Source organism: Streptomyces sp. NPDC029956 (assembly GCF_055574655.1).
In genome coordinates, this window is sequence record NZ_JBVHZJ010000025.1 from 22,336 (window position 1) to 45,026 (window position 22,691).

The 22,691-nt window shown below is 71.4% G+C and carries 24 protein-coding genes and 1 tRNA gene; 14 read left to right on the forward strand and 11 right to left on the reverse strand.

Annotated elements, in window-relative coordinates:
• Window positions 1–96: 96 nt before the first annotated feature.
• The gene (locus tag ACZ4XX_RS20865; RefSeq protein ID WP_468509334.1) at window positions 97–774 is read right to left on the reverse strand and encodes a hypothetical protein; all 678 of its coding nucleotides are present in this window, start codon (window positions 772–774) and stop codon (window positions 97–99) included.
• Window positions 775–821: 47 nt separating this feature from the next.
• Between ACZ4XX_RS20865 and ACZ4XX_RS20870 the strand changes: the two genes are divergently transcribed.
• Window positions 822–1,010, forward strand: coding sequence for a DUF5703 family protein (locus ACZ4XX_RS20870; RefSeq protein ID WP_030315929.1), 189 nt, complete (start codon window positions 822–824; stop codon window positions 1,008–1,010).
• A gap of 110 nt (window positions 1,011–1,120) precedes the next feature.
• Here the strand turns inward: ACZ4XX_RS20870 and ACZ4XX_RS20875 are convergent, their stop codons facing one another.
• The 3 genes from ACZ4XX_RS20875 to ACZ4XX_RS20885 form a co-directional block, all read right to left on the reverse strand.
• On the reverse strand, window positions 1,121–1,993 hold the full coding sequence (locus tag ACZ4XX_RS20875; RefSeq protein WP_468509335.1) for a chaplin: 873 nt from the start codon (window positions 1,991–1,993) through the stop codon (window positions 1,121–1,123).
• Between the two features lie 140 nt (window positions 1,994–2,133).
• Window positions 2,134–2,367 (reverse strand): chaplin ChpH, encoded by a 234-nt coding sequence (gene chpH, locus ACZ4XX_RS20880; protein WP_030315925.1) that lies wholly within the window; start codon window positions 2,365–2,367, stop codon window positions 2,134–2,136.
• 164 nt (window positions 2,368–2,531) lie between these two features.
• Entirely contained in the window at window positions 2,532–3,866 is a 1,335-nt protein-coding gene (locus ACZ4XX_RS20885) for a M20/M25/M40 family metallo-hydrolase (RefSeq protein WP_468509336.1), read from the reverse strand.
• A 208-nt stretch (window positions 3,867–4,074) separates the two neighbouring features.
• On the opposite strand from ACZ4XX_RS20885, the gene ACZ4XX_RS20890 reads away from it, so the two are divergent.
• Window positions 4,075–4,162, forward strand: a tRNA-Leu gene (locus tag ACZ4XX_RS20890).
• 75 nt (window positions 4,163–4,237) lie between these two features.
• Window positions 4,238–5,164 carry a pseudouridine synthase gene (locus ACZ4XX_RS20895; RefSeq protein ID WP_468509337.1) on the forward strand — a complete coding sequence of 309 codons (927 nt, stop codon included), beginning with the start codon at window positions 4,238–4,240 and terminating at the stop codon, window positions 5,162–5,164.
• Here ACZ4XX_RS20895 and ACZ4XX_RS20900 read toward each other — a convergent pair.
• The 4 genes from ACZ4XX_RS20900 to ACZ4XX_RS20915 form a co-directional block, all read right to left on the reverse strand.
• Window positions 5,148–5,777 (reverse strand): MBL fold metallo-hydrolase, encoded by a 630-nt coding sequence (locus tag ACZ4XX_RS20900; RefSeq protein ID WP_468509338.1) that lies wholly within the window; start codon window positions 5,775–5,777, stop codon window positions 5,148–5,150. The genes ACZ4XX_RS20895 and ACZ4XX_RS20900 overlap by 17 nt on opposite strands.
• A complete protein-coding gene (locus ACZ4XX_RS20905) occupies window positions 5,777–6,862 on the reverse strand; it encodes an S-(hydroxymethyl)mycothiol dehydrogenase (RefSeq protein ID WP_055603651.1) in 1,086 nt (361 codons plus the stop codon). Before ACZ4XX_RS20905 ends, ACZ4XX_RS20900 begins: the two co-directional genes overlap by 1 nt.
• A gap of 121 nt (window positions 6,863–6,983) precedes the next feature.
• Window positions 6,984–8,441 carry an amino acid permease gene (locus tag ACZ4XX_RS20910; protein ID WP_468509339.1) on the reverse strand — a complete coding sequence of 486 codons (1,458 nt, stop codon included), beginning with the start codon at window positions 8,439–8,441 and terminating at the stop codon, window positions 6,984–6,986.
• A gap of 178 nt (window positions 8,442–8,619) precedes the next feature.
• Window positions 8,620–9,321, reverse strand: coding sequence for a FadR/GntR family transcriptional regulator (locus ACZ4XX_RS20915; RefSeq protein WP_468509340.1), 702 nt, complete (start codon window positions 9,319–9,321; stop codon window positions 8,620–8,622).
• 147 nt (window positions 9,322–9,468) lie between these two features.
• Here ACZ4XX_RS20915 and ACZ4XX_RS20920 point away from each other — a divergent pair, with 147 nt between their 5' ends.
• The 3 genes from ACZ4XX_RS20920 to ACZ4XX_RS20930 are packed head-to-tail and all read left to right on the forward strand — an operon-like array spanning window position 9,469 to window position 11,935.
• Window positions 9,469–9,996: a gluconokinase gene (locus tag ACZ4XX_RS20920; protein WP_468509341.1), complete on the forward strand. Its 528-nt coding sequence runs from the start codon at window positions 9,469–9,471 to the stop codon at window positions 9,994–9,996.
• A gap of 54 nt (window positions 9,997–10,050) precedes the next feature.
• On the forward strand, window positions 10,051–11,448 hold the full coding sequence (locus tag ACZ4XX_RS20925; RefSeq protein ID WP_468509342.1) for a GntT/GntP/DsdX family permease: 1,398 nt from the start codon (window positions 10,051–10,053) through the stop codon (window positions 11,446–11,448).
• A gap of 55 nt (window positions 11,449–11,503) precedes the next feature.
• A complete protein-coding gene (locus tag ACZ4XX_RS20930) occupies window positions 11,504–11,935 on the forward strand; it encodes an ASCH domain-containing protein (protein ID WP_468509343.1) in 432 nt (143 codons plus the stop codon).
• A gap of 8 nt (window positions 11,936–11,943) precedes the next feature.
• On the opposite strand, the gene ACZ4XX_RS20935 is transcribed toward ACZ4XX_RS20930, so the two are convergent.
• A complete protein-coding gene (locus tag ACZ4XX_RS20935) occupies window positions 11,944–13,599 on the reverse strand; it encodes an FAD-binding dehydrogenase (protein ID WP_468509344.1) in 1,656 nt (551 codons plus the stop codon).
• 104 nt (window positions 13,600–13,703) lie between these two features.
• On the opposite strand from ACZ4XX_RS20935, the gene ACZ4XX_RS20940 reads away from it, so the two are divergent.
• The 5 genes from ACZ4XX_RS20940 to ACZ4XX_RS20960 all read left to right on the forward strand — a co-directional run bounded on the left by ACZ4XX_RS20940 (window position 13,704) and on the right by ACZ4XX_RS20960 (window position 16,588).
• The gene (locus tag ACZ4XX_RS20940; protein ID WP_468509345.1) at window positions 13,704–14,357 is read left to right on the forward strand and encodes a TetR/AcrR family transcriptional regulator; all 654 of its coding nucleotides are present in this window, start codon (window positions 13,704–13,706) and stop codon (window positions 14,355–14,357) included.
• Window positions 14,354–15,118, forward strand: a complete 765-nt coding sequence (locus ACZ4XX_RS20945) for a glucose 1-dehydrogenase (protein WP_468509346.1) — start codon at window positions 14,354–14,356, stop codon at window positions 15,116–15,118. The genes ACZ4XX_RS20940 and ACZ4XX_RS20945 overlap by 4 nt, the downstream gene beginning before the upstream one ends.
• Before the next feature lie 91 nt (window positions 15,119–15,209).
• Window positions 15,210–15,743, forward strand: a complete 534-nt coding sequence (locus ACZ4XX_RS20950; protein WP_468509347.1) for an NUDIX domain-containing protein — start codon at window positions 15,210–15,212, stop codon at window positions 15,741–15,743.
• A 126-nt stretch (window positions 15,744–15,869) separates the two neighbouring features.
• Window positions 15,870–16,265: a YidH family protein gene (locus ACZ4XX_RS20955; RefSeq protein ID WP_468509348.1), complete on the forward strand. Its 396-nt coding sequence runs from the start codon at window positions 15,870–15,872 to the stop codon at window positions 16,263–16,265.
• On the forward strand, window positions 16,262–16,588 hold the full coding sequence (locus tag ACZ4XX_RS20960) for a DUF202 domain-containing protein (RefSeq protein ID WP_468509349.1): 327 nt from the start codon (window positions 16,262–16,264) through the stop codon (window positions 16,586–16,588). Before ACZ4XX_RS20955 ends, ACZ4XX_RS20960 begins: the two co-directional genes overlap by 4 nt.
• A 57-nt stretch (window positions 16,589–16,645) precedes the next feature.
• Here the strand turns inward: ACZ4XX_RS20960 and ACZ4XX_RS20965 are convergent, their stop codons facing one another.
• Complete coding sequence (locus ACZ4XX_RS20965; RefSeq protein WP_468509350.1) at window positions 16,646–17,575, reverse strand: NADP-dependent oxidoreductase; 930 nt, start codon at window positions 17,573–17,575, stop codon at window positions 16,646–16,648.
• Window positions 17,576–17,670: 95 nt separating this feature from the next.
• Here ACZ4XX_RS20965 and ACZ4XX_RS20970 point away from each other — a divergent pair, with 95 nt between their 5' ends.
• Window positions 17,671–18,600: an MBL fold metallo-hydrolase gene (locus ACZ4XX_RS20970; protein ID WP_468509351.1), complete on the forward strand. Its 930-nt coding sequence runs from the start codon at window positions 17,671–17,673 to the stop codon at window positions 18,598–18,600.
• A gap of 162 nt (window positions 18,601–18,762) precedes the next feature.
• Here the strand turns inward: ACZ4XX_RS20970 and ACZ4XX_RS20975 are convergent, their stop codons facing one another.
• On the reverse strand, window positions 18,763–20,145 hold the full coding sequence (locus ACZ4XX_RS20975; RefSeq protein WP_468509352.1) for an enolase C-terminal domain-like protein: 1,383 nt from the start codon (window positions 20,143–20,145) through the stop codon (window positions 18,763–18,765).
• A gap of 132 nt (window positions 20,146–20,277) precedes the next feature.
• On the opposite strand from ACZ4XX_RS20975, the gene ACZ4XX_RS20980 reads away from it, so the two are divergent.
• Together ACZ4XX_RS20980 and ACZ4XX_RS20985 are read left to right on the forward strand one after the other, a co-directional pair.
• Window positions 20,278–21,300, forward strand: a complete 1,023-nt coding sequence (locus tag ACZ4XX_RS20980) for a phosphotransferase (RefSeq protein WP_468509353.1) — start codon at window positions 20,278–20,280, stop codon at window positions 21,298–21,300.
• 6 nt (window positions 21,301–21,306) lie between these two features.
• Window positions 21,307–22,557 (forward strand): acyl-CoA dehydrogenase family protein, encoded by a 1,251-nt coding sequence (locus ACZ4XX_RS20985; protein ID WP_468509354.1) that lies wholly within the window; start codon window positions 21,307–21,309, stop codon window positions 22,555–22,557.
• Window positions 22,558–22,691 lie beyond the last annotated feature (134 nt).

The window sequence follows — 22,691 nt, forward strand, 5'->3', positions numbered from 1 at the left end:
GGGGGGGGGGGGGGGGGGGGGAGGGCGCCCCCCCCCCCCCCCCCCCCCCCCCCCCTCCGCCGTCTCCCCGCGTCTCTCGCTCCCCCGGGGGCTCCCTCAGGAGGGGCCGCCGCCCCGGTCGTCGTCGCCGTCCTCGTCGCCGCCGTCCCCGCCCGCCTCGTCCTCGTCGAAGACGGAGCTGACGTCGAAGCGGCAGACGATCCGCTCCGGATCGGCGTGCTCGAAGGGGGCGTTGAGCCACTCCCCCGGTTCCGGGAGCTCCTCGGCGGCCGTGACCCAGAGCGTGGAGTCCCCCTCCTCCAGGCCGAACTCCTTGTGCCGGGAGGCGATCTCGTCCGGTTCGTACTCGCCGAAGAGCACACCGAGCGCGGCGAGCGGTGAGACTCCGGCCCGGGCGCCGGGACCGGTGGCGTCCGGGCCTCCGTCGATCTCGGCGATGCGGCGGGCCTGGGCGAGCAGGCGCTTCGGTTCCGCCACGGCGTAGTCGCGGCGGATCAGCAGGCTGAGTGCGTGCGGTTCGTCGGGTCCGGCGTACGGCGGCAGAGCACCGTCCGCTCCGGGGATCTCGAAGGGAGTGACCTCGTCGTAGCGGTCGTAGAGGAGTTCGTCGTACGCCTCGGCCGCCCCCGCGAGGGCGTTGAAGGCTTCGTAGACGGCCGGGTCGTCGTCACCCGTGCGGCGTTCGACCGCCGTGAGGTGACGGTCCAGTGCGGCTTTGACCGCCTCGGCGGCGGCACGTACCTCGGCAGCGGTGGGCTGCGCAGCATCAGACATGGGACGCACGCTATCCGTAGCGGGCCCGTGCCCGCACAATAGATGCGATGCCGGAATACGAATTTGTCGACGTGTACGTGCCGCGCGGTGTCTCCCGCAGGGAGGCGACGCGCCTGCTGACCGACCATGCCGAGTACGGACACTGGGAGTTGGACCGTCTGAGCCTGCACCGGGACGGGAGCCGCAGGGTGCGGCTGAAGCGGCGGATCATCCGCCAGGTACGAGCGACCTGGTAGAGCGGCGAGAAGGGGCCCCGCGGTCTGCGGGGCCCCTGTGCGTGGTGCGTCGTACGCCGCGCGCGAGGCGCTGGGATCAGCCCTCCGCGCGTCTCGATCGGCGCCGCGGGTCAGGCGGCGCTGCGGGACCGGCGGTAGATCAGCGAACCTGCGAGCAGCAGGCCGGCCCCGGCGGGGATGATCACGCCGAGCGGACCGGAGCCGGTCTCGGCGAGCTCCTCGACGGCACGGGGCGGAGTGACGCTGTGCTCGCCCGGGGTGTTCGGCCCACCCTCAGTGCCGGGGGTGCCGGGCGTACCCGGGTTGCCCGGGGTGCCGGGCGTACCCGGAGTACCGGGGTTCCCAGGAGTTCCGGGGTTGCCGGGGTTACCCGGGTTGCCAGGGTTTCCGGGGTTGCCAGGATTCCCAGGGTTGCCCGGGTTTCCAGGGTTACCGGGGTTGCCGGGGTTGCCCGGATTCCCAGGGTTTCCGGGATTCCCAGGGTTACCCGGGTTACCGGGGTTGCCAGGGTTACCGGGGTTGCCCGGATGCGTCGGCTCGATGCCGTTGCCGCAGTTGTTGCCCGCGGCGGCGTTGCCCAGGCCGATGCCCGTGACGCTGTTGCCGCACACGTTGACCGGGACGTCGACGGGCACCTGGACGGTGTTGCCGGAGCCGACGCCCGGGGAGTTGCCGGTGTGCCCGTCGGCGGAGGAACCGCCGCCCGGCTTGCCGGGCTTACCGGGCTTGCCCGGCTTGGAGACGTTGGCGCACTTGTTGCCCATCGCCGGATTGAGCAGCCCGACGACGTTGACGGTGTTTCCGCAGGCGTTCACCGGCGCATGCACCGGGACCTGGACGGAATTTCCGGACGCGACGCCCGGGGAATTCATGGCCGCACCGTGCGCACCGGAATCGGCGTGCGCATAACCGCCGCCGACGGCGGCGAAAACGCCTCCGGCTGCCGCAACGGTGACAAGACCCTTGCGCGTGACCTGTCGCATAGCTTGTTCCCTGCCTGCTCGGCTTCGAAAGAGTGCCACCGGGCGGAACACCCGGGGCGGAAATGGCCACCGGCCCCGGAGTGCATGGCACGCACTCCGGGGCCGGACCGGCTCACACCCTCACGGGGCGAGGCACAACGTCAGGCGTTGACGCAGGTGTTGCCGAAGGCGGGGTTCAGCAGCCCGATCACGGAGACCGTGTTGCCGCACACGTTCACGGGGACGTGAACCGGCACCTGGACGACGTTGCCCGAGAGGACACCGGGGGAACCGATGGCCGCACCCTGGGCACCCGAGTCGGCAACGGCCATGCCCGCGCCCGCGAGAACCAGACCGCCAGTGGCAGCCGCAGCAGCGACGACCTTCTTGATCATTATTCCTCCTAGTTGGAAATGCGGCCCCAGCCGCGGACCGCATCACCTGTAACGAGGGGGAATGGTGGGGGCTACGAGCCCCCGAGTTCATTCACTCTTTCCGGTCACATGCAAACGCGCGGACGAATTTCGGCGGACATCGCGCGCGGACGTCGCGATCGTCGTCAGCAGGCGTCGATGAAACGGTCCAGGACGCGGGCGCCGAACTTCAGACCGTCCACCGGAACCCGCTCGTCCACGCCGTGGAACATGCCGGCGAAGTCGAGCTCGGGCGGCAGCTGGAGCGGGGCGAAGCCGAAGCAGCGGATCCCGAGGTCGTCGAAGGACTTCGCGTCGGTGCCGCCGGAGAGCATGTACGGCACGGCGCGGGCGATCGGGTCCTCGGCGCGCAGCGCCAGCTGCATGGCGTCGACCAGGGCGCCGTCGAAGCTGGTCTCCAGGGCCTTGTCGCCGTGGACGTCCTCCCGCTTCACGTTCGGCCCGAGGATCCGGTCGAGGTCGGCGAGGAACTCCTGCTCGTAGCCGGGCAGGAAGCGGCCGTCGACGTGCGCGGTGGCCTGGCCGGGGATCACGTTCACCTTGTAGCCGGCGCCGAGCATGGTCGGTGCGGCCGAGTTCCGCAGGGTGGCGCCGACCATCTTGGCGATGCCGCCGAGCTTGGCGAGGGTGCCGTCCATGTCCTCGGGGTCGAGCGGGGTGCCCAGGGCGTCGGAGAGCTCGTCCAGGAAGGAGCGGACGGTCTTGGTGACCCGCACCGGCCACTGGTGGCGGCCGAGCCGGCCGACGGCCTCGCAGAGCTCGGTGATGGCGTTGTCGTCGTTGGTCATCGAGCCGTGGCCGGCCGTGCCCTCGACGGTCAGCCGCATCCAGTGCATGCCCTTCTGGGCGGTCTCGACCAGGTAGAGCCGCAGGTTCTCGTTCACGGTGAAGGAGAAGCCGCCGACCTCGCCGATGGCCTCGGTGACCCCGTCGAAGAGGTCCCGGTGCTTGTCGACCAGGTGCCGGGCGCCGTAGGTGCCGCCGGCCTCCTCGTCGGCGAGGAAGGCGAGGACGATGTCGCGCGGGGGCTTGCGGCCGCTGCGCATCCGGTCCCGGACGACCGCGAGGGTCATCGCGTCCATGTCCTTCATGTCGACGGCGCCGCGGCCCCAGACGCAGCCGTCGGCGATCTCACCGGAGAAGGGGTGATGGGTCCAGTCCTCGGCGTTGGCCGGGACGACGTCGGTGTGACCGTGGATGAGCAGGGCGGGCCGCGACGGGTCCTCGCCCTCGATGCGGGCGACGGTGGAGGCCCGCCCCTGGTGCGACTCGATGACCTGCGGTTCGAGTCCGACCTCCGCGAGCTTCTCGGCGATGTACTCCGCCGCGGCCCGCTCACCCGGGCCGGAGTGGTCGCCGTAGTTGCTGGTGTCGATGCGGATGAGGTCGCGACAGAGGTCCACGACCTCGTTCTCGGCGGTCTCGGCGTTGCCGCTTCGACCCGTGTTCGACTCGCTCACGCTGCTTCCTCCCACTACGTGCCCCACGTGATTGCTTCGGTCCTCGGCCCATCCTCCCGCGTGCCCCCCTTCCCGCCCAAGGGCGGCCCTCGGCCGACATGCGGCTGTCACATGACGGGGGCGACCGGGGGTGGTGATCGACCACCCCGAATGTTTGCTATGGTTTTCCTCGTCGGAACGGCCCAGCAGCCAGGAAGACAGACACCTTGTCCGGGTGGCGGAATGGCAGACGCGCTAGCTTGAGGTGCTAGTGCCCTTTATCGGGCGTGGGGGTTCAAGTCCCCCCTCGGACACCACACGAAGTCCCGGTCGATCTCATCGACCGGGACTTTCGGCATGAGTACGTGCACACGCAGTCACGAGGCGGATCCGTGAGACGGAGAGCGAAGGCGCCGGTCGCGCCGTTGCCGCAGCGGGACGGGATCGATCCCGTGCGGCTGCGGCTGCCGGACGACCCGGACGGGGTCTGGGCGACCGTACGCGAGCACCTGCTCGACCGTTACGGGGTGGCCGTCGGGGCCGGGCGGGTCGAGGAGATGCTCGGCGAGGGCCGGTTCGTCGGGGTCGACGGGCCGGTGGCCGGGGACGATCCGTACACCGTGGGCCGGTATCTCTGGTTCCACCGGGACTTTCCCGTGGAGGAGCCGGTGCCGTTCCCCGTCGGGGTGGTCCACCGGGACGAGCGGATCGTCGTCGCGGACAAGCCGCACTTCCTCGCCACGATGCCCCGGGGGCGGCATGTCACGGAGACCGCGCTCGCGCGGCTGCGGCGGGAGCTGGGGCTTCCGTCGCTCCAGCCCGCGCACCGGCTCGACCGGCTGACGGCCGGCCTGGTGCTCTGCGTCGTACGACCGGAGGACCGGGGGGCGTACCAGACGCTGTTCCGGGACCGGCTGGTGCGCAAGGAGTACGAGGCGGTGGCGCCGTACGACCCGACGGTGGCGCTGCCGGTGACGGTGCGGAGCCGGATCGAGAAGGAGCGCGGGGTGATGGCCGCCCGGGAGGTGCCGGGCGAGCCGAACAGCGAGAGCCGGATCGCGCTCGTGGAGCGGCGGGGCGGGCTCGGGCGGTACCGGCTGGTGCCGGAGACCGGGCGGACGCATCAGCTGCGGGTGCACATGAACGCGCTGGGGCTGCCGATCCTGCACGATCCGATCTATCCGGTGGTCCGTGAGGACGGACCGGAGGACTTCCGTCATCCGCTGCAACTGCTGGCGCGGACGCTGGAGTTCTCCGACCCGTTCACGGGTGCGCCGAGGCGCTTCGAGAGTCGGCTGGCTCTCAGTGGCCTCGGTTGATCCACTCCTGGAGGTGCGGGGCCTCGGCCCCGATGGTGGTGCTGTCACCGTGGCCGGTGCGGACCACCGTCTCCGGCGGGAGGGTGAGAAGCTTCTCGCGGATCGAGTCGACGATCGTCGGGAAGTCCGAGAAGGACCTGCCGGTGGCGCCCGGGCCGCCCTGGAAGAGGGTGTCGCCGGTGAAGACCGTACCCAGGTCGGGGGCGTACAGACAGATGCCTCCGGGGGCGTGACCGGGGGTGTGCAGGACCGTGAGGTCGGTGCCGGCGATGGTGAGGACCTGGCCGTCGGCGAGTTCGCCGTCGGGGCTGTGGTCGGGGTGGGTCTGCTTCCACAGCGGCTGGTCGGCGGCGTGGAGCAGGATGCGGGCGCCGGTGGCGGCCGCGAGCGCCGGGGCCGCGTCGATGTGGTCGTTGTGGGCGTGGGTGCAGACGATGGCGCGCAGGGCGCGGCCGTCGAGGGCGGCGAGGATGGCCTCGGCGTCATGGGCGGCGTCGATGACGATCGCCTCGCTGTCGTCGCCGACGATCCAGACGTTGTTGTCGACGTCCCAGGTGCCGCCGTCGAGGCTGAAGGTGCCGGAGGTGACGAGGTGGTCGATGCGGGCGGCCATCAGAACACCACCACCGAGCGCAGGACGTCGCCCTCGTGCATGCGGCCGAAGGCCTTCTCGACGTCGCCGAGGCCGATGGTCTCGGTGACGAAGGCGGCGAGGTCGATGCGGCCCTGCTGGTGCAGGTCGACGAGCATCGGGAAGTCGCGGGAGGGCAGGCAGTCGCCGTACCAGGAGGACTTGAGCGCCCCGCCGCGGCCGAAGACGTCGAGGAGGGGGAGTTCGAGCTTCATCTCGGGGGTGGGGACGCCGACGAGGACGACGGTGCCGGCGAGGTCGCGGGCGTAGAAGGCCTGCTGGTACGTCTCGGGGCGGCCGACGGCCTCGATGACGACGTCGGCGCCGAAGCCGCCGGTGAGCTCGCGGACGGCCTCGACGGGGTCGGTGGAGCGGGAGTTGACGGTGTGGGTCGCGCCCATCGTCCTCGCCGTCTCCAGCTTCCGGTCGTCGATGTCGACGGCGATGATCTTCGCGGCTCCGGCGAGGCGGGAGCCGACGATGGCCGCGTCGCCGACGCCGCCGCAGCCGATGACGGCGACGGTGTCGCCGCGGCCGACGTTCCCGGTGTTGATGGCGGCGCCGATGCCGGCCATCACTCCGCAGCCGAGGAGGCCCGCGACCTCGGGGGCGACGGCGGGGTCGACCTTGGTGCACTGGCCGGAGGCGACCAGGGTCTTCTCGGCGAAGGCGCCGATGCCGAGGGCCGGGGAGAGCTCCGTGCCGTCGAGCAGGGTCATCCTCTGCTTGGCGTTGTGCGTGTCGAAGCAGTACCAGGGGCGGCCGCGCAGACAGGCGCGGCACTGGCCGCACACCGCGCGCCAGTTGAGGATCACGAAGTCGCCGGGCTCCACGTCGGTGACGCCCTCGCCGACCGACTCGACGATTCCGGCGGCCTCGTGGCCGAGCAGGAAGGGGAACTCGTCGTTGATCGCGCCCTGCTTGTAGTGGAGATCGGTGTGGCAGACGCCACAGGCCTGGATCTTCACCACGGCCTCTCCGGGGCCGGGATCGGGGATCACGATCGTCTCGACCCGTACCGGTTCGTTCCTGCCGGGGGCGATGACCCCCTGGACGTGCTGCGGCATCGCGAACTTCCCTTCCTCCGACCGGATCTTGTAAGGCTCTTGCGTACCACTATCTCCTGACAAGAGGTGAGACCCCCGCAGGCCGTGCCTGCGGGGGTCTCGCCGATCCCGTGCGGGGAGGTCAGTCGCGGTTCGCCGCGGCGGTCGTACGGACCCGCTTGCGGACGAGGAACCAGCCGCCGACGAGGGCCGCCGCGATGAGCGGCAGGCAGTTGACGGTGGTGCGGCTGATGCCGCCGTCCATCCACATGAGGACGAGGACGGAGCCCAGGAAGACCAGCGTCACGATCTGGGTGTACGGGGCCCAGGGCAGGTTGTAGCCGGGGCGGGTGAGCTTGCCCTCCTGGGCGTTGCGCCAGAACAGGAGCGAGCAGACCATGATCATGGCCCAGGTGCCGATGATGCCGATGGAGGCGAAGTTGAGGACCAGTTCGAAGGCCTCGCCGGGCATCACGTAGTTGAGCGCGACGCCCATGACGCCGAAGGCGGCGGTGAGCAGGATGCCGCCGTAGGGGACACCGCCCTTGTTCATGACGCCGGTGAACTTCGGCGCGGAGCCGGAGAGCGACATGGAGCGCAGGATGCGGCCGGTTGAGTAGAGGCCCGAGTTGAGGCTGGAGAGCGCGGCCGTGAGGACGACCAGGTTCATCACGCCGGCGGCGCCGGGGATGCCCAGCTTGTCGAAGACGGTGACGAAGGGGCTCTGGTCGCCGGAGTACGCGGTGTACGGGAGGATCAGCGCGAGCAGGACGACGGAGCCGACGTAGAAGACGCCCACGCGCCACATGATCGAGTTGATCGCCTTCGGCATGATCTTCTCGGGGTTCTCGGTCTCGCCGGCGGCGACGCCGCACAGCTCGACGGAGGCGTAGGCGAAGACGACGCCCTGGATGAGCAGCAGCATCGGCATCATGCCGTTGGGGAAGATGCCGCCGTTGTCGGTGATGTTGCCCAGGCCCGGGGTGCTGCCGCCGACGTCGTGCGAGGTCACGACGAGGAAGATGCCGATCAGCATGAAGGCGACGAGGGCGCCGACCTTGATGATCGCGAACCAGAACTCCATCTCGCCGAAGTACTTCACGGAGATGAGGTTGGCGGCGAGGACGACCGCGAGGGCGATCAGCGCGAGGATCCACTGCGGGACGTCGCTGAACATCGACCAGAAGTGGGCGTAGGTCGCGGCCGCGGTGATGTCGGCGACGGCGGTGGTCGACCAGTTGAGGAAGTACAGCCAGCCGGCCGTGTAGGCGCCCTTCTCGCCCATGAACTCACGGGCGTAGGAGACGAAGGCGCCGGACGAGGGGCGGTAGAGCACGAGCTCGCCGAGGGCCCGCACGACGAAGAAGGCGAAGACGCCGCAGACCGCGTACGCGATGAAGAGGGAGGGGCCAGCCTGGGACATCCGGCCACCGGCGCCCAGGAAGAGACCGGTGCCGATCGCGCCGCCGATGGCGATCATGTTGATGTGGCGGGACTTGAGGTCCTTGCGGTATCCGGCGTCGCCGGCGTCGACGTGGGGGGCGGCCGGGTTCGCCTTGGCGGCGGACAGCGGGTCGGCCGCGGTGACGCGGTCACTCATGGAGTTGTTCGCCTTCGTGAGGGGGCTGTGCGGTACCCGGCCGTGCCTGGTGGGGGGGTCACCCCGGCACGGCCAGCGCACATCCTCACGGCAAGGGGCGGCACCTGACTGTGGCGCATGTCACTGAACGCCCATATTTGAGCTAGTTCAGAGCTTGACGGCGTCTTTACCCGGGTCTCTACGGAGCGAGGACGTCCAGTTCCTGGAGGGCGCCGACCGCGATCTGGCGGGTGAGCTCCTCGGCGCGGGCCGCGTCCCGCTCCCGTACGGCCTCGGCGACCTGGACGTGGAGGGTGACGGCGGCCGGGTCCGGGTCCTCGAACATCACGTGGTGGTGGGTGCGGCCGGTGAGGACCTCGGCGACGACGTCGCCGAGGCGGGCGAACATCTCGTTCCCGGAGGCGTTGAGCACGACGCGGTGGAAGGCGATGTCGTGGACGAGGTAGTCCTCCAGGCGGCGGCCGCGCGAGGTGGCGACCATGCCGAGGGCGTGTTCGGTGAGTTCCCGGCACTGCTCGGGGGTGGCGTTCTCGGCGGCCAGGCCGGCGGCGACGGGTTCGACGGCCGAGCGGAGGACGGTGAGCGAGCGGAGCTGGCGGGGGCGGTCGGCGCCGGCCAGGCGCCAGCGGATGACCTGGGGGTCGTACACGTTCCAGCTGGCGGTGGGCAGGACGGTCACGCCGACGCGGCGGCGGGACTCGACGAGGTGCATGGACTCCAGGACGCGGACGACCTCGCGGACCACGGTCCGGGAGACGTCGAAGCGCTGGGCGAGCTCGTCGGTGCGCAGCACGGTGCCGGGCGGGTACTCCCCCGCGGTGATCGCCAGACCCAGGGTGGCGAGGACGTGCGAGTGAAGCCCCTGGGCCGGTGTCGTCATGGTGGCAAGCCTATGCGTGCTCGCGTGGATGATCACATCAGGAATTAAAAGTACGACTTTTATGTCACAGCCTCTTGAATACGTCGTACCCAATGGGTTTCATGGGCGCGACGGATCGATGTCGAAGAAGACAGCGAGGCACCACCCATGAGCACCACCCCCCAGCCCAGGACGACGGCGGTCGTCGTCGTGATGGGCGTCGCCGGGACCGGCAAGACCACCATCGGCCCCCTGGTCGCCGAGGCCCTCGGCCTTCCCTACGCCGAGGGCGACGACTTCCACCCGGCGGCCAACGTGGCCAAGATGTCGGCCGGCACCCCCCTGGACGACAGCGACCGCGAGCCCTGGCTGGACGCCATCGGCTCCTGGGCGCACGACCGGGCCGGGCTCGGCGGTGTGGTGAGCAGCTCCGCTCTGAAGCGCAGCTACCGGGACCGGCTCCGCGCCGCGGCCCCGGGTGTGGTCTTCCTTCATCTGACCGGCGACCGGGAGCTCATCGAGCAGCGCATGGGAGCCCGCAAGGGCCACTTCATGCCGACCGCGCTCCTCGACTCCCAGTTCGCCACCCTGCAGCCGCTGCAGGAGGACGAGGCCGGCGTCGCCGTCGACGTCTCCGGCACCCCCGAGGAGATCTCCGCCCGGGCCGCCGCCGCGCTGCGCGGCCTCTCCGGCTGATCCCCACCGCCCCCGTCCCCCGTTCCCTCCGCTCGTACGAAGGACAGACACACCGTGACCAGTCTCAGCGTCGAGATCCTGGCAGCGGACGCCGCCGAACCGATCACCTCGGCAGGCAACGCCCAGCTCGGCATCGCCGTACTCGCCGGCATCGCCGTCATCGTCGTGCTCATCACCAAGTTCAAGCTGCACGCGTTCCTGGCGCTGACCATCGGGTCGCTCGCCCTCGGCGCGTTCGCCGGTGCTCCGCTCGCGGACACCATCAAGTCGTTCACCACCGGCCTCGGCAACACCGTCGCCGGCGTGGGCGTCCTGATCGCGCTCGGCGCGATCCTCGGCAAGCTGCTCGCCGACTCGGGCGGCGCCGACCAGATCGTCGACACCATCCTGGCGAAGGCGAGCGGCCGGGCGATGCCCTGGGCCATGGTCCTCATCGCCTCGGTGATCGGCCTGCCGCTCTTCTTCGAGGTCGGCATCGTGCTGCTGATCCCGGTGGTGCTGCTCGTCGCCAAGCGCGGCAACTACTCCCTGATGCGGATCGGCATCCCGGCCCTCGCCGGACTGTCCGTGATGCACGGCCTCATCCCGCCGCACCCCGGCCCGCTCGTGGCGATCGACGCGGTCGGCGCCAACCTGGGTGTCACCCTGGCCCTCGGCCTCGTCGTCGCGATACCGACCGTGATCATCGCCGGTCCGGTGTTCTCCCGGTACGCGGCCCGCTGGGTCGACATCCCGGCCCCCGAGAACATGATCCCGGTGCGTCCCTCCGAGGACCTGGAGAAGCGCCCCGGCTTCGGCGTCACCGTCGCGACCGTGATGCTGCCCGTCGTCCTCATGCTGGTGAAGGCGCTCGTCGACATCGTCGTGGACGACCCGGAGAACGGCGTCCAGAAGGTCACCGACGTCATCGGCTCCCCGCTGATCGCGCTGCTCGCGGCCGTCGTCGTCGCCATGTTCACCCTGGGCCGGGCGGCCGGTTTCACCAAGGAGCGGCTGTCCTCCACCGTCGAGAAGTCCCTCGCCCCGATCGCGGGCGTGCTGCTGATCGTCGGCGCGGGCGGCGGCTTCAAGCAGACCCTCATCGACATCGGCGTCGGCCAGATGATCCTGGAGTTCTCCGAGAACTGGTCCATCCCGGCCCTGCTGCTCGCCTGGCTGATCGCCGTCGCGATCCGGCTGGCGACGGGCTCCGCGACGGTGGCGACGATCTCGGCTGCGGGCCTCGTGGCTCCGCTGGCGGAGGGCATGTCGACGAGCGAGTCGGCGCTGCTGGTCCTGGCGATCGGCGCGGGTTCGCTCTTCTTCAGCCACGTCAACGACGCCGGGTTCTGGCTGGTGAAGGAGTACTTCGGGATGACCGTCGGTCAGACGATCAAGACCTGGTCGGTGATGGAGACGATCATCTCGGTCGTGGGCATCGTGTTCGTGCTGCTGCTGTCGCTGGTGTTGTGACCCGAGCGGTTCCGTACGCCGGTGAGGGCCGGTCATGGCTGACAGACTGTCGGCCATGACCGGCCCTCACGCGCTCAAGCCCTTCCTCCTCGCCTTCCCCGGCCCGCTGCGGGACCGGCTCGTCGCCGCGGTCCTCTCCGGCGAGAAGGTCGCCACGACCGGCCTCCTCGTGGAGTACGAGGTCGAGAACGAGGAGCTGCCGGAGGCGGGCGAACGCTCGGCGCTCATCGACTCGGACGGTCGCGAGGTGGCGGTCGTGGAGATCACGGGGGTCGAGGTCCTGCCCCTGGGCGAGGCGGACCTGCGCCTCGCCCTCGACGAGGGCGAGGGCTTCCTGTCGGTACCGGAGTGGCGGGAGGCGCACGAGCGCTTCTGGCACAGCGAGGAGATGCGGGAGGGGTTGGGGGACCCCGGGTTCGTGGTGGACGACGCGACGATGGTGGTGGTGGAGCGGTTCAGGGTGGTGGAGTTGATTCAGGAGGGCTGAGCAGGACGTCAGCCCACCGCCTTCGCCGCCGCCCGGCCCGCCGCCCGGCCCGAGAAGATGCAGCCGCCGAGGAAGGTGCCCTCCAGGGAGCGGTAGCCGTGGACTCCGCCGCCGCCGAAGCCGGCCGCCTCGCCCGCCGCGTACACGCCCTCCAGGGGTTCGCCGCCCTCCGTGAGGACACGGGAGTCGAGGTCGGTCTCCAGGCCGCCGAGGGACTTGCGGGTCAGGATGTTGAGGCGGACGGCGATCAGCGGGCCCGCCTCGGGGTCGAGGATGCGGTGCGGGGTGGCCGTGCGGATCAGCTTGTCGCCCAGATACCTGCGGGCGCCGTGGATCGCCGTGACCTGGAGGTCCTTGGTGAAGGGGTTGGCGATCTCGCGGTCGCGTGCGGTGATCTCGCGGCGCAGTGCCGTCTCGTCGATCAGGTCCTCGCCGGTGATCCGGTTCATGCCCCGGACGAGGGCGGAGAGGTCGTTCTCGACGACGAAGTCGGCGCCCTTGTCCATGAACGCCTGGACCGGGCCGGGGACGTCGGCGCGGGCGCGGCCGATGACGCCGCGGATCGACTTGCCGGTGAGGTCGGGGTTCTGCTCGGATCCGGAGAGGGCGAACTCCTTGCCGATGATCCGCTTGTCGAGGACGAACCAGGTGTGGTCGTGGCCGGTCCGCATGATGTGTTCGAGGGTGCCGAGGGTGTCGAAGCCGGGGAAGAGCGGGACGGGCAGCCGCTTGCCGGTCGCGTCCAGCCAGAGCGAGGACGGTCCGGGGAGGATGCGGATGCCGTGCTTGGCCCAGACGGGGTTCCAGTTCTCGATGCCCTCGGTGTAGTGCCACATCCGGTCGCGGTTGATGTGGTGGGCGCCCGCCTTCTCGGCGATGCCGAGCATCAGGCCGTCGACGTGGGCGGGGACGCCGGAGAGCAGCTTGGCGGGCGGGGTGCCCAGGCGTTCGGGCCACTGCGCGCGGACGAGCTCGTGGTTGCCGCCGATGCCGCCGGAGGTGACGATCACCGCCTGGGCCCGCAGCTCGAAGGCACCGGTGGCCGTACGTGTGCTCGCGGTGCCGCGCTCCGCGGTGGAGGGTTCCAGGATCTCGCCGGTGACGGTGTCGACGGCTCCTGCGGTACGGCCGAGGGCGGTGACCCGGTGGCGGAAGCGGAGCTGGACGAGGCCGCGGGCGACGCCCTCGCGGACCTTCCGCTCGAAGGGTGCGACGAGGCCGGGGCCCGTCCCCCAGGTGATGTGGAAGCGGGGGACGGAGTTGCCGTGGCCGTTGGCGTCGTAGCCGCCGCGCTCGGCCCAGCCGACGACGGGGAAGAACCGCACCCCGCGCGCGTGGAGCCAGGAGCGCTTCTCGCCGGCGGCGAAGTCGACGTACGCCTCGGCCCACTTCTTCGGCCAGTGGTCCTCGGTCCGGTCGAAGCCGGCGGTGCCGTACCAGTCCTGGAGGGCGAGGGCGTGGCTGTCCTTGACGCGCATCCTGCGCTGCTCGGGCGAGTCGACGAGGAAGAGACCGCCGAAGGACCAGTGGGCCTGGCCGCCGAGGGACTGTTCGGGTTCCTGGTCGAGGAGGAGCACGGTGCGGCCGGCGTCGACCAGCTCGGCGGTGGCGACGAGGCCGGCGAGGCCCGCCCCGATCACGATCACATCTGCGTCGTAGGACATGGACCGCATCTTGGATACACGGATGTATCGAGTCAACCTTTTCGCCGTTCCGCCGCGGTCCGGACCCCCTCCCATTTTCTAATGTCGAGCATTAATATGAGTGCATGGCGAGAACATCGGGGCCCGAGACCCGGGACAGACTGATCCGCGCGGCGGAGGAGCTCTTCGCCGCCCAAGGCGTCCACGGCGCACAGCTGCGGGACGTCGTGAGCCGCGCGGGGCAGGCCAATCCCTCCGCCGTGCAGTACCACTTCGGCTCGCGCGCCGGGCTGCTCGACGCCGTGATGGCCGGCCGCCAGGTCCGTACGGAGGGCGTGCTCGCCCCGCTGCTCGCGGCCGCCCCCGACGAGACGCACGCCCTGGTCGGCGCCCTCGTCACGGCCGAGGCCAGTGAGCTGCGCACCGACCGGGGCCGCCGCTGCCTGCGGATCTCCGCGCAGCTCAGCCACGAGAGCGGAGTGCGCACCCGGACCCCCCATCCCACGCTCGCCGGCACCGGCTACTGGCGTCTGATCGAGCGGATCGCGGACCGGCTCGCCGCCGACGGCCTGCCCGAGCCCCTGCTCCTGGAACGCCTCGACCTGGCGCTGACCGTGGTGGGCGCGGCGATGGCGGACCGGGCCCGGCAGTACCTCGACGGCACCGAACCCCTCACCGACGAGGTGCTCTTCCTCGCCGATCTGATCGAGACCACCACCGCCCTGTTGCGTGCCGCACAGCCGGAGCAGGCGCATCTCCCCCGAAGGGACCTTTCATGAACGACCTCACCGGCAGGACCGTCCTCGTCACCGGCGGCGCCCGCGGCCTGGGCGCAGAGGCCGCCCGGCAGGCGGTCGCGGCCGGCGCGAACGTCGTCGTCACCGACGTGCTCGACGAGGAGGGCAGGGCGACCGCCGAGGCGCTCGGCAAGCGGGCGCGGTACCTCCACCACGACGTGACCTCCGAGGAGGAGTGGGCGGCGGCCGTCGCGTACGCCGTGGCGGAGTTCGGCGGGCTGCACGGTCTGGTCAACAACGCGGGCATCTCCACGGGCGCGTTCCTGGAGACCGAGTCGGTCGAGCACTTCCGCAAGGTCCTCGACATCAACCTGACCGGTGTCTTCATCGGCATGAAGGCCGCGATACCGGCGATGAAGGCGGCCGGCGGCGGCTCCATCGTCAACATCTCCTCGGCCGCGGGCCTCATGGGCCTGGCACTGACCGCCGGTTACGGCGCCTCCAAGTGGGGTGTGCGGGGACTGACGAAGATCGGCGCGGTGGAGCTCGGCACGGCGGGGATCCGGGTCAACTCGGTCCACCCGGGCATGACGTACACCCCGATGACGGCCTCCGTGGGCATCGAACGGGGCGAGGGCAGGTACCCGAACACGCCGATGGGCCGGGTCGGCGAGGCCGACGAGATCGCCGGGGCGGTCGTCTTCCTGCTGTCGGACGCCGCCTCGTACGTGACGGGCGCGGAGCTGGCGGTGGACGGCGGCTGGACGACCGGGCCGACGGTCAAGTACGTCATGGGGCAGTGAGCGGTCGCCACTCGGCCGTTCCTGACGGCTGCTCCTGAGGGCTGCTCCTGACGGCCGTTCCTGATCGGGCCGCTCCTGGTTGGATGGCGGGATGAGCGCCGCCGAAGAGATTCTCGATGTCGTCGACGAGCACGACCGGGTGATCGGGCAGGCCCCTCGCGGTGAGGTGTACGCGCGGGGCCTGATCCATCGCTGCGTGTTCATCCGGGTCCGGGACGCGGAGGACCGGATCTTCGTGCACCGCAGGACGCCGACCAAGCTGGTCTTCCCGTCGATGTACGACATGTTCGTCGGCGGGGTCGTCGGCGCGGGCGAGTCCTACGACGAGGCCGCGCTCCGCGAGGCCGAGGAGGAACTCGGGGTGCGGGGCCTGCCCCGGCCCGAGCCCGTCCTGACCTTCCTGTACGACTCCGAGGGCGTGGCCGGCAGGTGGTGGTCGGCGGTGTACGAGTTGCGGTGCGCACTGCCGGTGAACCCGCAGGTGGAGGAGGTCGCCTGGCACTCCTTCCTGACCGAGGAGGAGCTGGCGGCCCGGCTCGGTGACTGGGCGTGGGTGCCGGACGGGCTCGCGGCCTACGAGCGGCTGCGGGAGCACGGGGCCGGCGGGGTGCGGCCGGCGGACTGAGCACGGGCGGGACGGGGCCGGTGGGCAGCGGGGTTGTGGGCAGCGGCCTGTGAGCATGGGTTCGGCTCGTGGTCTTGGGCCCGTGGGCGCCCGGCGGGCCGATCACCCGAACGTTAGGGTGCGCGTGTGAGCGATTTCGTACAGAGCCTGCGGCTGTGGTTCGCACCGCAGCGGATCCGGGACGAGGGAGAGACCCCCGACTACCGGTTCTCCCTCGCCAACGAGCGGACCTTCCTGGCCTGGATCCGAACCGCGCTCGCCCTGGTCGGTGGCGGTTTCGCCGTCGACCAGTTCCTGCCGGACCTGCGCTGGGGCGTCCGGGTCGGGCTCGCGCTCGCGCTGCTCGCGGCCGGGGTGCTGTGCGCCCTGCGGGCGGTGAACCACTGGATGCGCTGCGAGCGGGCCATGCGGCGCGGTGAGGATCTGCCGGGGTCCCGCTTCCCGGCGGTGCTGAGTCTGGTCGTGGCGGTGGTGGCCGTCGCGATGGTGGTGGTCGTGCTCTTCGGCTGGGCGGGGCGGTGACGCAGGCCGCCTCCGGGACCGACGCGCGTGATCCGGGACTCCAGCCGGAGCGGACCCGGCTCGCATGGCGGCGGACGACCCTGTCGTGCACGGTGGTGGCGGTGCTCGCCGTCAAGCTGGCCGTGAGCGACGACATCACCGCCGTGGGGATCACCGGGCTCGCGCTGTCGGCGCTCGTGTGGATCGGTTTCCTGGCCGTCGCCCACCGCCGGATCCGCTCCCTGAGCCCGGCCAGGCCGCAGCCCCTCTCCCACCGGGGCGCGCTGCTCGCGGCGGGCTGCACGATCGCACTCGCCGTCTTCGGGGCGGCGATGATCTGGTGAGCCGCCCGTCCGGTGAGCGGCCCGAGCCGGTGATTCGGGGGCGGTTCACGGGACGGTTCACGGGACGGTGACGACGACCTTGCCGTTCAGGCCGCCCGCGGCGTTGGCGCGCTGCGCGTCCGCCGCCTGCTCCAGGGGGAACGTCCTGGCCACCCGCACGGTGAGCACGCCTTCGTCGACCAGGTCCGCGAGGGCCGCGAGGTCGACGGGATCGGGACGCACCCAGAAGTAGCGGCCGCCGAGGGCGAGGACCTCGCCGTCGGCGATGGAGGCGAGCCGGCCGCCGGTCGCGAGCAGCCCGGCGGAGATCCGCAGGAACGGTCCGCCGATGGTGTCGAGGACGGCGTCCACGCCCTGCGGGGCGAGGGTGCGGACCTGTTCGGCGAAGGTCGCCTCGTCGTAGACGACGGGCTCGGCGCCGAGCTCCGCGACCCGCTCGAGGCCGGCCTCCCGCGCCGCTCCGATGACCCTGCAGCCGAGGTGGCGGGCGATCTGCACGCCCATGGACCCGACCCCGCCGGCCGCCGCGTGCACGAGGACGGTGTCGCCGGGGCCGACCGCGAGGGGCTGGAGAAGCGCCTGGTAGGCGGTGAGGCCGACGAGCGGCAGGGCGGCGGCCTCCTCGAAGCCGACCGAGCGCGGCTTGCGGGCGAGGGTACGGACGGGGGCGGCGACGTACTCGGCGAAGGTGCCCCGGGAGAGGAAGTCCTCGCGGACGTATCCCATCACCTCGTCGCCCTCGGCGAACTCGGTGACGGAGACCCCGGGCCGGACGACGACACCGGAGACGTCCCAGCCGGGGACCACGGGGAAGACCGCGTCCATCATCCCGTCGAGGTACCCGGCCTGACATTTCCAGTCGACCGGGTTGACCGCGGCGGCGCGCACCTTGACCAGCACCGCGTCGGGGCCGATCTTGGGGTCGGGCAGTTCGCCGTACTCCAGGACCTCGGGGCCGCCGTACCGGCGGTAGCTGATCGCCTTCATACTCCGACCCTCGACGAGGCGGTGGCGGCCCGCAAGCCGGGGAGACTCTCCCCTGTCCGATCGGGCTCTCACGCCTCTCAACCGGGGGAATCCCTATGTCTGCCACCGACTCCCACGACGCCTACGCTCCCCATGTGGTCACGCTCGCGCCGAACGTGCACGCCTTCCTCCAGCCCGACGGCGGCTGGTGCCTGAACAACGCCGGCTTCCTCGGCGACGCGCGCGAGACGCTGCTCGTCGACACCGCCGCCACCGAGCGCCGGGCGCGGCTGCTGCGGGAGGCGGTCCTCGCGGCGGACCTTCCGCTGCCGGGGACGATCGTCTCCACCCATCACCACGGCGACCACACCTACGGCAACGGGGTGTTCCTGCCGGAGGCGCGGATCGTCGGCCACGAGAACTGCCGGAGCGAGCAGCTCGCGGCCGGGCACCAGCTCCATCTGCTGTGGCCGCAGACCGACTTCGGGAAGATCGACATCGTGGCGCCGTCCGTCACGTACCGCGAGCGCCTGACGCTGTACGTGGGCGGGATCGAGGTGCGGGTGATCCACCCGGGGCCCGCGCACACCACGGGCGACTCGATCGTGCACCTCCCCGAGCACGGCATCGTCTTCACCGGTGACCTGGTCTTCCACGGCGGGACGCCGTTCCTGCCGATGGGTTCGCTGGCCGGGTCGCTGCGGGCGCTCGACCTGCTGCGCTCGCTCGACGCGCCGACGGTGGTCCCGGGGCACGGCCGGGTGACCGACCCCTCCGCGTACGACGCGACCGAGCGGTACCTGCTCTGGGTGCGGGAGATCGCGGCGGAGGGGTACGCGAAGGGGGCGACGCCGCTGGAGACGGCGCGGTGTGCGGAGCTCGGCGAGTTCGCCGCGTGGCGGGAGAGCGAGCGCCTGGTGGCCAATCTGCACCGGGCCTACGCGGAGCTGGCGGGCCTGCCGGAGGCGTCGCCGCTCGACCCGGTGGCGGTCTTCGGCGACATGGCGGCGATGAACGGAGGAGTGCCGGTGGCCTGCCACGCGTAGCCCTCGGCGGGCGGCGGCGGGTACGGGGCGATCGGGGCCGGTGCACGCGCGCGTGGGCGGGTGCTCGTGCACGCGCGCGTGAGCCGGCCCGGGGCACGCGCGCCCGAGCCGGTCCGGTCCACGCGCGCGTCGGTCGCCCCGGGGCACGCGCGCGTGGGGCGTTCACCAGCGCGGGACCTTCGGGGTCTGCCATTCCGGGTCCGCCGCTCGCATCGCCGCCGCGTCGTCGCGGTTCCGCAGGGAACCGTCGTCGTCGAGCCAGCGGCGGTGCAGGGCGGCGAGCGCGTCCCGGTCGAGTTCGACGCCGAGGCCGGGCGCGTCGGAGACCCTGAGCCGCCCGTCCCGGAAGACGGGGCGGGTGGTGACGACGTCCTCGGTCTGCCACGGGTAGTGGGTGTCGCAGGCGTGGTGGAGTTCGGGCAGCGTGGCCGCGACCTGGGTCATGGCGGCGAGGCTGATGCCCAGGTGGGTGTTGGAGTGCATGGAGAGCCCGACGCCGTACGTCCGGCAGAGCGCGGCGAGTTCACGGGTGCGCCCGAGGCCGCCCCAGTAGTGGTGGTCGCAGAGGACGATCCGTACCGCCCCCTTCGCGAAGGCCTCCGGAATCTCCTCGAAGGTGGTCACGCACATGTTGGTGGCGAGCGGGACCTCGGTGCCGGCGGCGATCTCGGCCATCGCGTCGGTGCCGCTCGCCGGGTCCTCCAGGTACTCCAGTACGTCCTTCAGTTCGCGCGCGACGGCGAGGGAGGTCTCCACGGACCAGGCACCGTTGGGGTCGAGGCGGAGCGGGCGGCCGGGGAACTCCTCGGCGAGCGCGCGGATCGCGGCGATCTCCTGCTCGGGTGCGAACACCCCGCCCTTGAGCTTGAAGGACCGGAAGCCGTACGCGCGGTCGAAGCGGCGGGCCTGGGCCACGATGCCGGCCGGGTCGAGGGCCGCGCCCCAGTCGTCGACGGGGCCGCCGGCGGGGTGGGTGGCCCAGCGGTAGAAGAGGTAGGCGCTGTACTCGACGGAGTCGCGGACCCTGCCGCCGAGGAGGGCGTGGACGGGCAGGCCGAGGGTCTTGCCGAGGGCGTCGAGGCACGCGGTCTCGAAGGCGGAGACGACGGAGAGGCGGAGCTTGTCGGCGGTGCGGACGCCGCGCAGACCGCCCGCGTCGACGCCGGCCTGCAGGCCCGCTTCGTCGCCCACGCCGGAGCGAGAACCGGAGCCGGAGCCAGAGACGGAGCCGGAGCCAGAGCCAGAGACGGAGCGGGGGCCGGAGCGGACGCCCCGGCCCGGGTCGGTGGCCTCCGCACGTGCGAACAGGGCATTCACATCCGTGATCGGGCGTCCCGGAAGCGACTCGGCCAGCGGGCGCGCCAGGCCGAGGTAGACGTCGTCGCCGTACGTCTCCCCCAGACCGCTCACTCCGCCCCGGGTGATCACCTCGACCACGAGACGGGGCGTGTACGGCTGGTGAACCCCCTGGACATTGAGGAGAGGCGGGTCGGAGATGAGGATCGGGGTCAGCCGGACTTCGTCGACGATCAGCTTCACATCCATATGTGAACCCTATTCATGGATGAGACTCATGACCAGAGCGCGTAGGACGATTTCACGACTCCCCCCTGGACGACATACCGACTGGTCGGTCATCATGAACGCCGACCGAAGCCGATCCGGAGGTACGCACGTATGAGTTCCGCCCCGCCGCCAGGCCTCGACCCCGAGCAGCTGCGCCGCTTCCTCGACCGCGAGCGCCCAGGCCTGGTGTCCGGCCCCCTCGAAGCCCGGCTGATCGAAGGCGGCCGGTCGAACCTGACGTACGTCGTGACCGACGGCACCGGCCGCTGGGTCGTCCGCCGGCCGCCGCTCGGCCACGTCCTCGCCACCGCGCACGACATGCGGCGCGAGCACCGGGTCATCAGCGCCCTGCACACCACGGACGTCCCCGTGCCCGAGACGCTGCTGCTCTGCGAGGACGACTCCGTCCTCGGGGCGCCGTTCTACGTCATGGAGTTCGTCGACGGGACGCCGTACCGCTCGGCGGCGGAACTCGCCCCGCTCGGCCCCGAGCGCACCCGCGCCGCCGTCCTCGGCCTGGTCGACACCCTCGTCGACCTGCACGCCGTGGACCCGGCGGCCGTCGGGCTCGCCGACTTCGGGCGCCCCGAGGGCTTCCTCGACCGGCAGCTGCGCCGCTGGGGCAAGCAGCTCGCCGCCTCGCGCGGCCGCGACCTTCCCGGGATCGACGAACTGCACGCCGCCCTCGGCCGCGCGCTGCCCGTCTCGCCGGAGCCCACCGTGATCCACGGCGACTACCGGCTCGACAACGTCCTCATCGACGGGGACGACCGCATCCGGGCGGTCCTCGACTGGGAGATGTCGACCCTCGGCGACCCGCTGACCGACCTCGGCCTGCTCGTCATGTACAGCACTCCGCTCGACCTGCCCGGCTCCCCCATCTCCACCACCGCCGCGGCCCCCGGGCACCCGACCGCCGCCGAACTGGTCGAGCGCTACGCCGCCCGCTCGGGCCGCGACACCTCCGCCCTCGCCTGGTACACCGCCTTCGCCTGGTTCAAGCTCGCCGTGATCCTGGAGGGCATCCACTACCGCTGGACCCTCGGGCAGACGGTCGGCGCGGGCTTCGACCGCATCGGCGAACTCGTCCCCGTCTTCATCGAGCACGGCCTGACCACCCTTCAGGAGGGCTGAACCGCCATGGACTTCGCCTACGACGCGCGCACCGAGGAGCTCCGCCAGAGGCTCCTCGCCTTCATGGACGAGCACGTGTACCCGGCCGAGCGGACGGCCGAGGAGCAGCGCGCCCTGCTCGCCTCGCCGTGGGACACCCCGGCGGTCGTCGAGGAGCTGAAGGCCGAGGCCAAGCGGCAGGGCCTCTGGAACCTCTTCCTGCCGGACGCGGAGTACGGTGCCGGGCTGACGAACCTCCAGTACGCGCCGCTCGCCGAGATCACCGGCCGCAGCCCGCACCTGGCCCCGACCGCCCTCAACTGCGCCGCCCCGGACACCGGGAACATGGAGCTGCTCGCCCAGTTCGGCGACGAGGCGCAGAAGAAGCAGTGGCTGGAGCCGCTCCTCGCGGGCGAGATCCGCTCGGCGTTCGCGATGACGGAGCCGGAGGTCGCCTCCTCCGACGCGACGAACATCGAGACCCGGATCCGGCGGGACGACCGGGGCACCTCCCGCTCGAGCGGAGCCGAGAGTGGGGGATCGTACGTCGTCGACGGCCGCAAGTGGTACATCTCCGGGGCCATGAACCCCGACTGCCGGATCTTCATCGTGATGGGCAAGACCGACCCCGACGGGGCCGATCCCCGCCGTCAGCAGTCGATGATCCTGGTGCCGCGCGACACCCCCGGCGTGGAGGTGCGGCGCGCGATGCAGGTCTACGGGTACGAGGACCACTCCCACGGCGGGCACGCCGAGGTGATCTTCGACGAGGTCCGCGTCCCCGCCTCGCACCTCATCGGCGAGGAGGGCGGCGGCTTCGCCATCGCGCAGGCACGGCTCGGCCCGGGCCGCATCCACCACTGCATGCGGCTCATCGGCATGGCCGAGCGGGCCGTCGAGCTGATGTGCCGCCGGGCGGTCTCCCGTACCGCCTTCGGCAAGACGCTCGCCCAGCAGGGCGTCGTGCAGAACTGGATCGCGGACGCCCGGGTGCAGATCGAGCAGCTGCGGCTCCTCGTCCTCAAGACGGCCTGGCTCATGGACACCGTCGGCAACCGTGGCGCGCACACCGAGATCCAGGCCATCAAGATCGCGACCCCGCGCGCGGTGGTCGACATCATCGACAAGGCCGTGCAGGCGCACGGGGCGGGCGGGGTCTCGCAGGACTTCCCGCTGGCCGAACTGTGGGCGGCGGCGCGGACGCTGAAGCTCGCGGACGGTCCGGACGAGGTGCACCAGCGCTCGCTGGCGCACCGGGAGCTGAAGAAGTACCTGTAGTCCTCCGTCGCCCGTCGTCGAGCCACTCCGGACACCGGATCTCCCCGCCCGGGAGGATCCGGTGCGGGGTCTCGGCGGTCCCGGCGTCTGCGAGGCTCGGCGGACCGGGCGTCTGCGGGGTCTCGGCGGACCCG

Excerpts from the sequence above, each read along its gene's own strand:
- ACZ4XX_RS20865 (WP_468509334.1), bottom strand. The coding sequence starts at position 774 with ATGTCTGATGCTGCGCAGCCCACCGCTGCCGAGGTACGTGCCGCCGCC.
- ACZ4XX_RS20870 (WP_030315929.1), top strand. The coding sequence starts at position 822 with ATGCCGGAATACGAATTTGTCGACGTGTACGTGCCGCGCGGTGTCTCC.
- ACZ4XX_RS20875 (WP_468509335.1), bottom strand. The coding sequence starts at position 1,993 with ATGCGACAGGTCACGCGCAAGGGTCTTGTCACCGTTGCGGCAGCCGGA.
- chpH (WP_030315925.1), bottom strand. The coding sequence starts at position 2,367 with ATGATCAAGAAGGTCGTCGCTGCTGCGGCTGCCACTGGCGGTCTGGTT.
- ACZ4XX_RS20900 (WP_468509338.1), bottom strand. The coding sequence starts at position 5,777 with ATGGCCGCCCGCATCGACCACCTCGTCACCTCCGGCACCTTCAGCCTC.
- ACZ4XX_RS20905 (WP_055603651.1), bottom strand. The coding sequence starts at position 6,862 with ATGCCGCAGCACGTCCAGGGGGTCATCGCCCCCGGCAGGAACGAACCG.
- ACZ4XX_RS20910 (WP_468509339.1), bottom strand. The coding sequence starts at position 8,441 with ATGAGTGACCGCGTCACCGCGGCCGACCCGCTGTCCGCCGCCAAGGCG.
- ACZ4XX_RS20915 (WP_468509340.1), bottom strand. The coding sequence starts at position 9,321 with ATGACGACACCGGCCCAGGGGCTTCACTCGCACGTCCTCGCCACCCTG.
- ACZ4XX_RS20920 (WP_468509341.1), top strand. The coding sequence starts at position 9,469 with ATGAGCACCACCCCCCAGCCCAGGACGACGGCGGTCGTCGTCGTGATG.
- ACZ4XX_RS20930 (WP_468509343.1), top strand. The coding sequence starts at position 11,504 with ATGACCGGCCCTCACGCGCTCAAGCCCTTCCTCCTCGCCTTCCCCGGC.
- ACZ4XX_RS20935 (WP_468509344.1), bottom strand. The coding sequence starts at position 13,599 with ATGTCCTACGACGCAGATGTGATCGTGATCGGGGCGGGCCTCGCCGGC.
- ACZ4XX_RS20940 (WP_468509345.1), top strand. The coding sequence starts at position 13,704 with ATGGCGAGAACATCGGGGCCCGAGACCCGGGACAGACTGATCCGCGCG.
- ACZ4XX_RS20945 (WP_468509346.1), top strand. The coding sequence starts at position 14,354 with ATGAACGACCTCACCGGCAGGACCGTCCTCGTCACCGGCGGCGCCCGC.
- ACZ4XX_RS20950 (WP_468509347.1), top strand. The coding sequence starts at position 15,210 with ATGAGCGCCGCCGAAGAGATTCTCGATGTCGTCGACGAGCACGACCGG.
- ACZ4XX_RS20965 (WP_468509350.1), bottom strand. The coding sequence starts at position 17,575 with ATGAAGGCGATCAGCTACCGCCGGTACGGCGGCCCCGAGGTCCTGGAG.
- ACZ4XX_RS20970 (WP_468509351.1), top strand. The coding sequence starts at position 17,671 with ATGTCTGCCACCGACTCCCACGACGCCTACGCTCCCCATGTGGTCACG.
- ACZ4XX_RS20975 (WP_468509352.1), bottom strand. The coding sequence starts at position 20,145 with ATGGATGTGAAGCTGATCGTCGACGAAGTCCGGCTGACCCCGATCCTC.
- ACZ4XX_RS20980 (WP_468509353.1), top strand. The coding sequence starts at position 20,278 with ATGAGTTCCGCCCCGCCGCCAGGCCTCGACCCCGAGCAGCTGCGCCGC.
- ACZ4XX_RS20985 (WP_468509354.1), top strand. The coding sequence starts at position 21,307 with ATGGACTTCGCCTACGACGCGCGCACCGAGGAGCTCCGCCAGAGGCTC.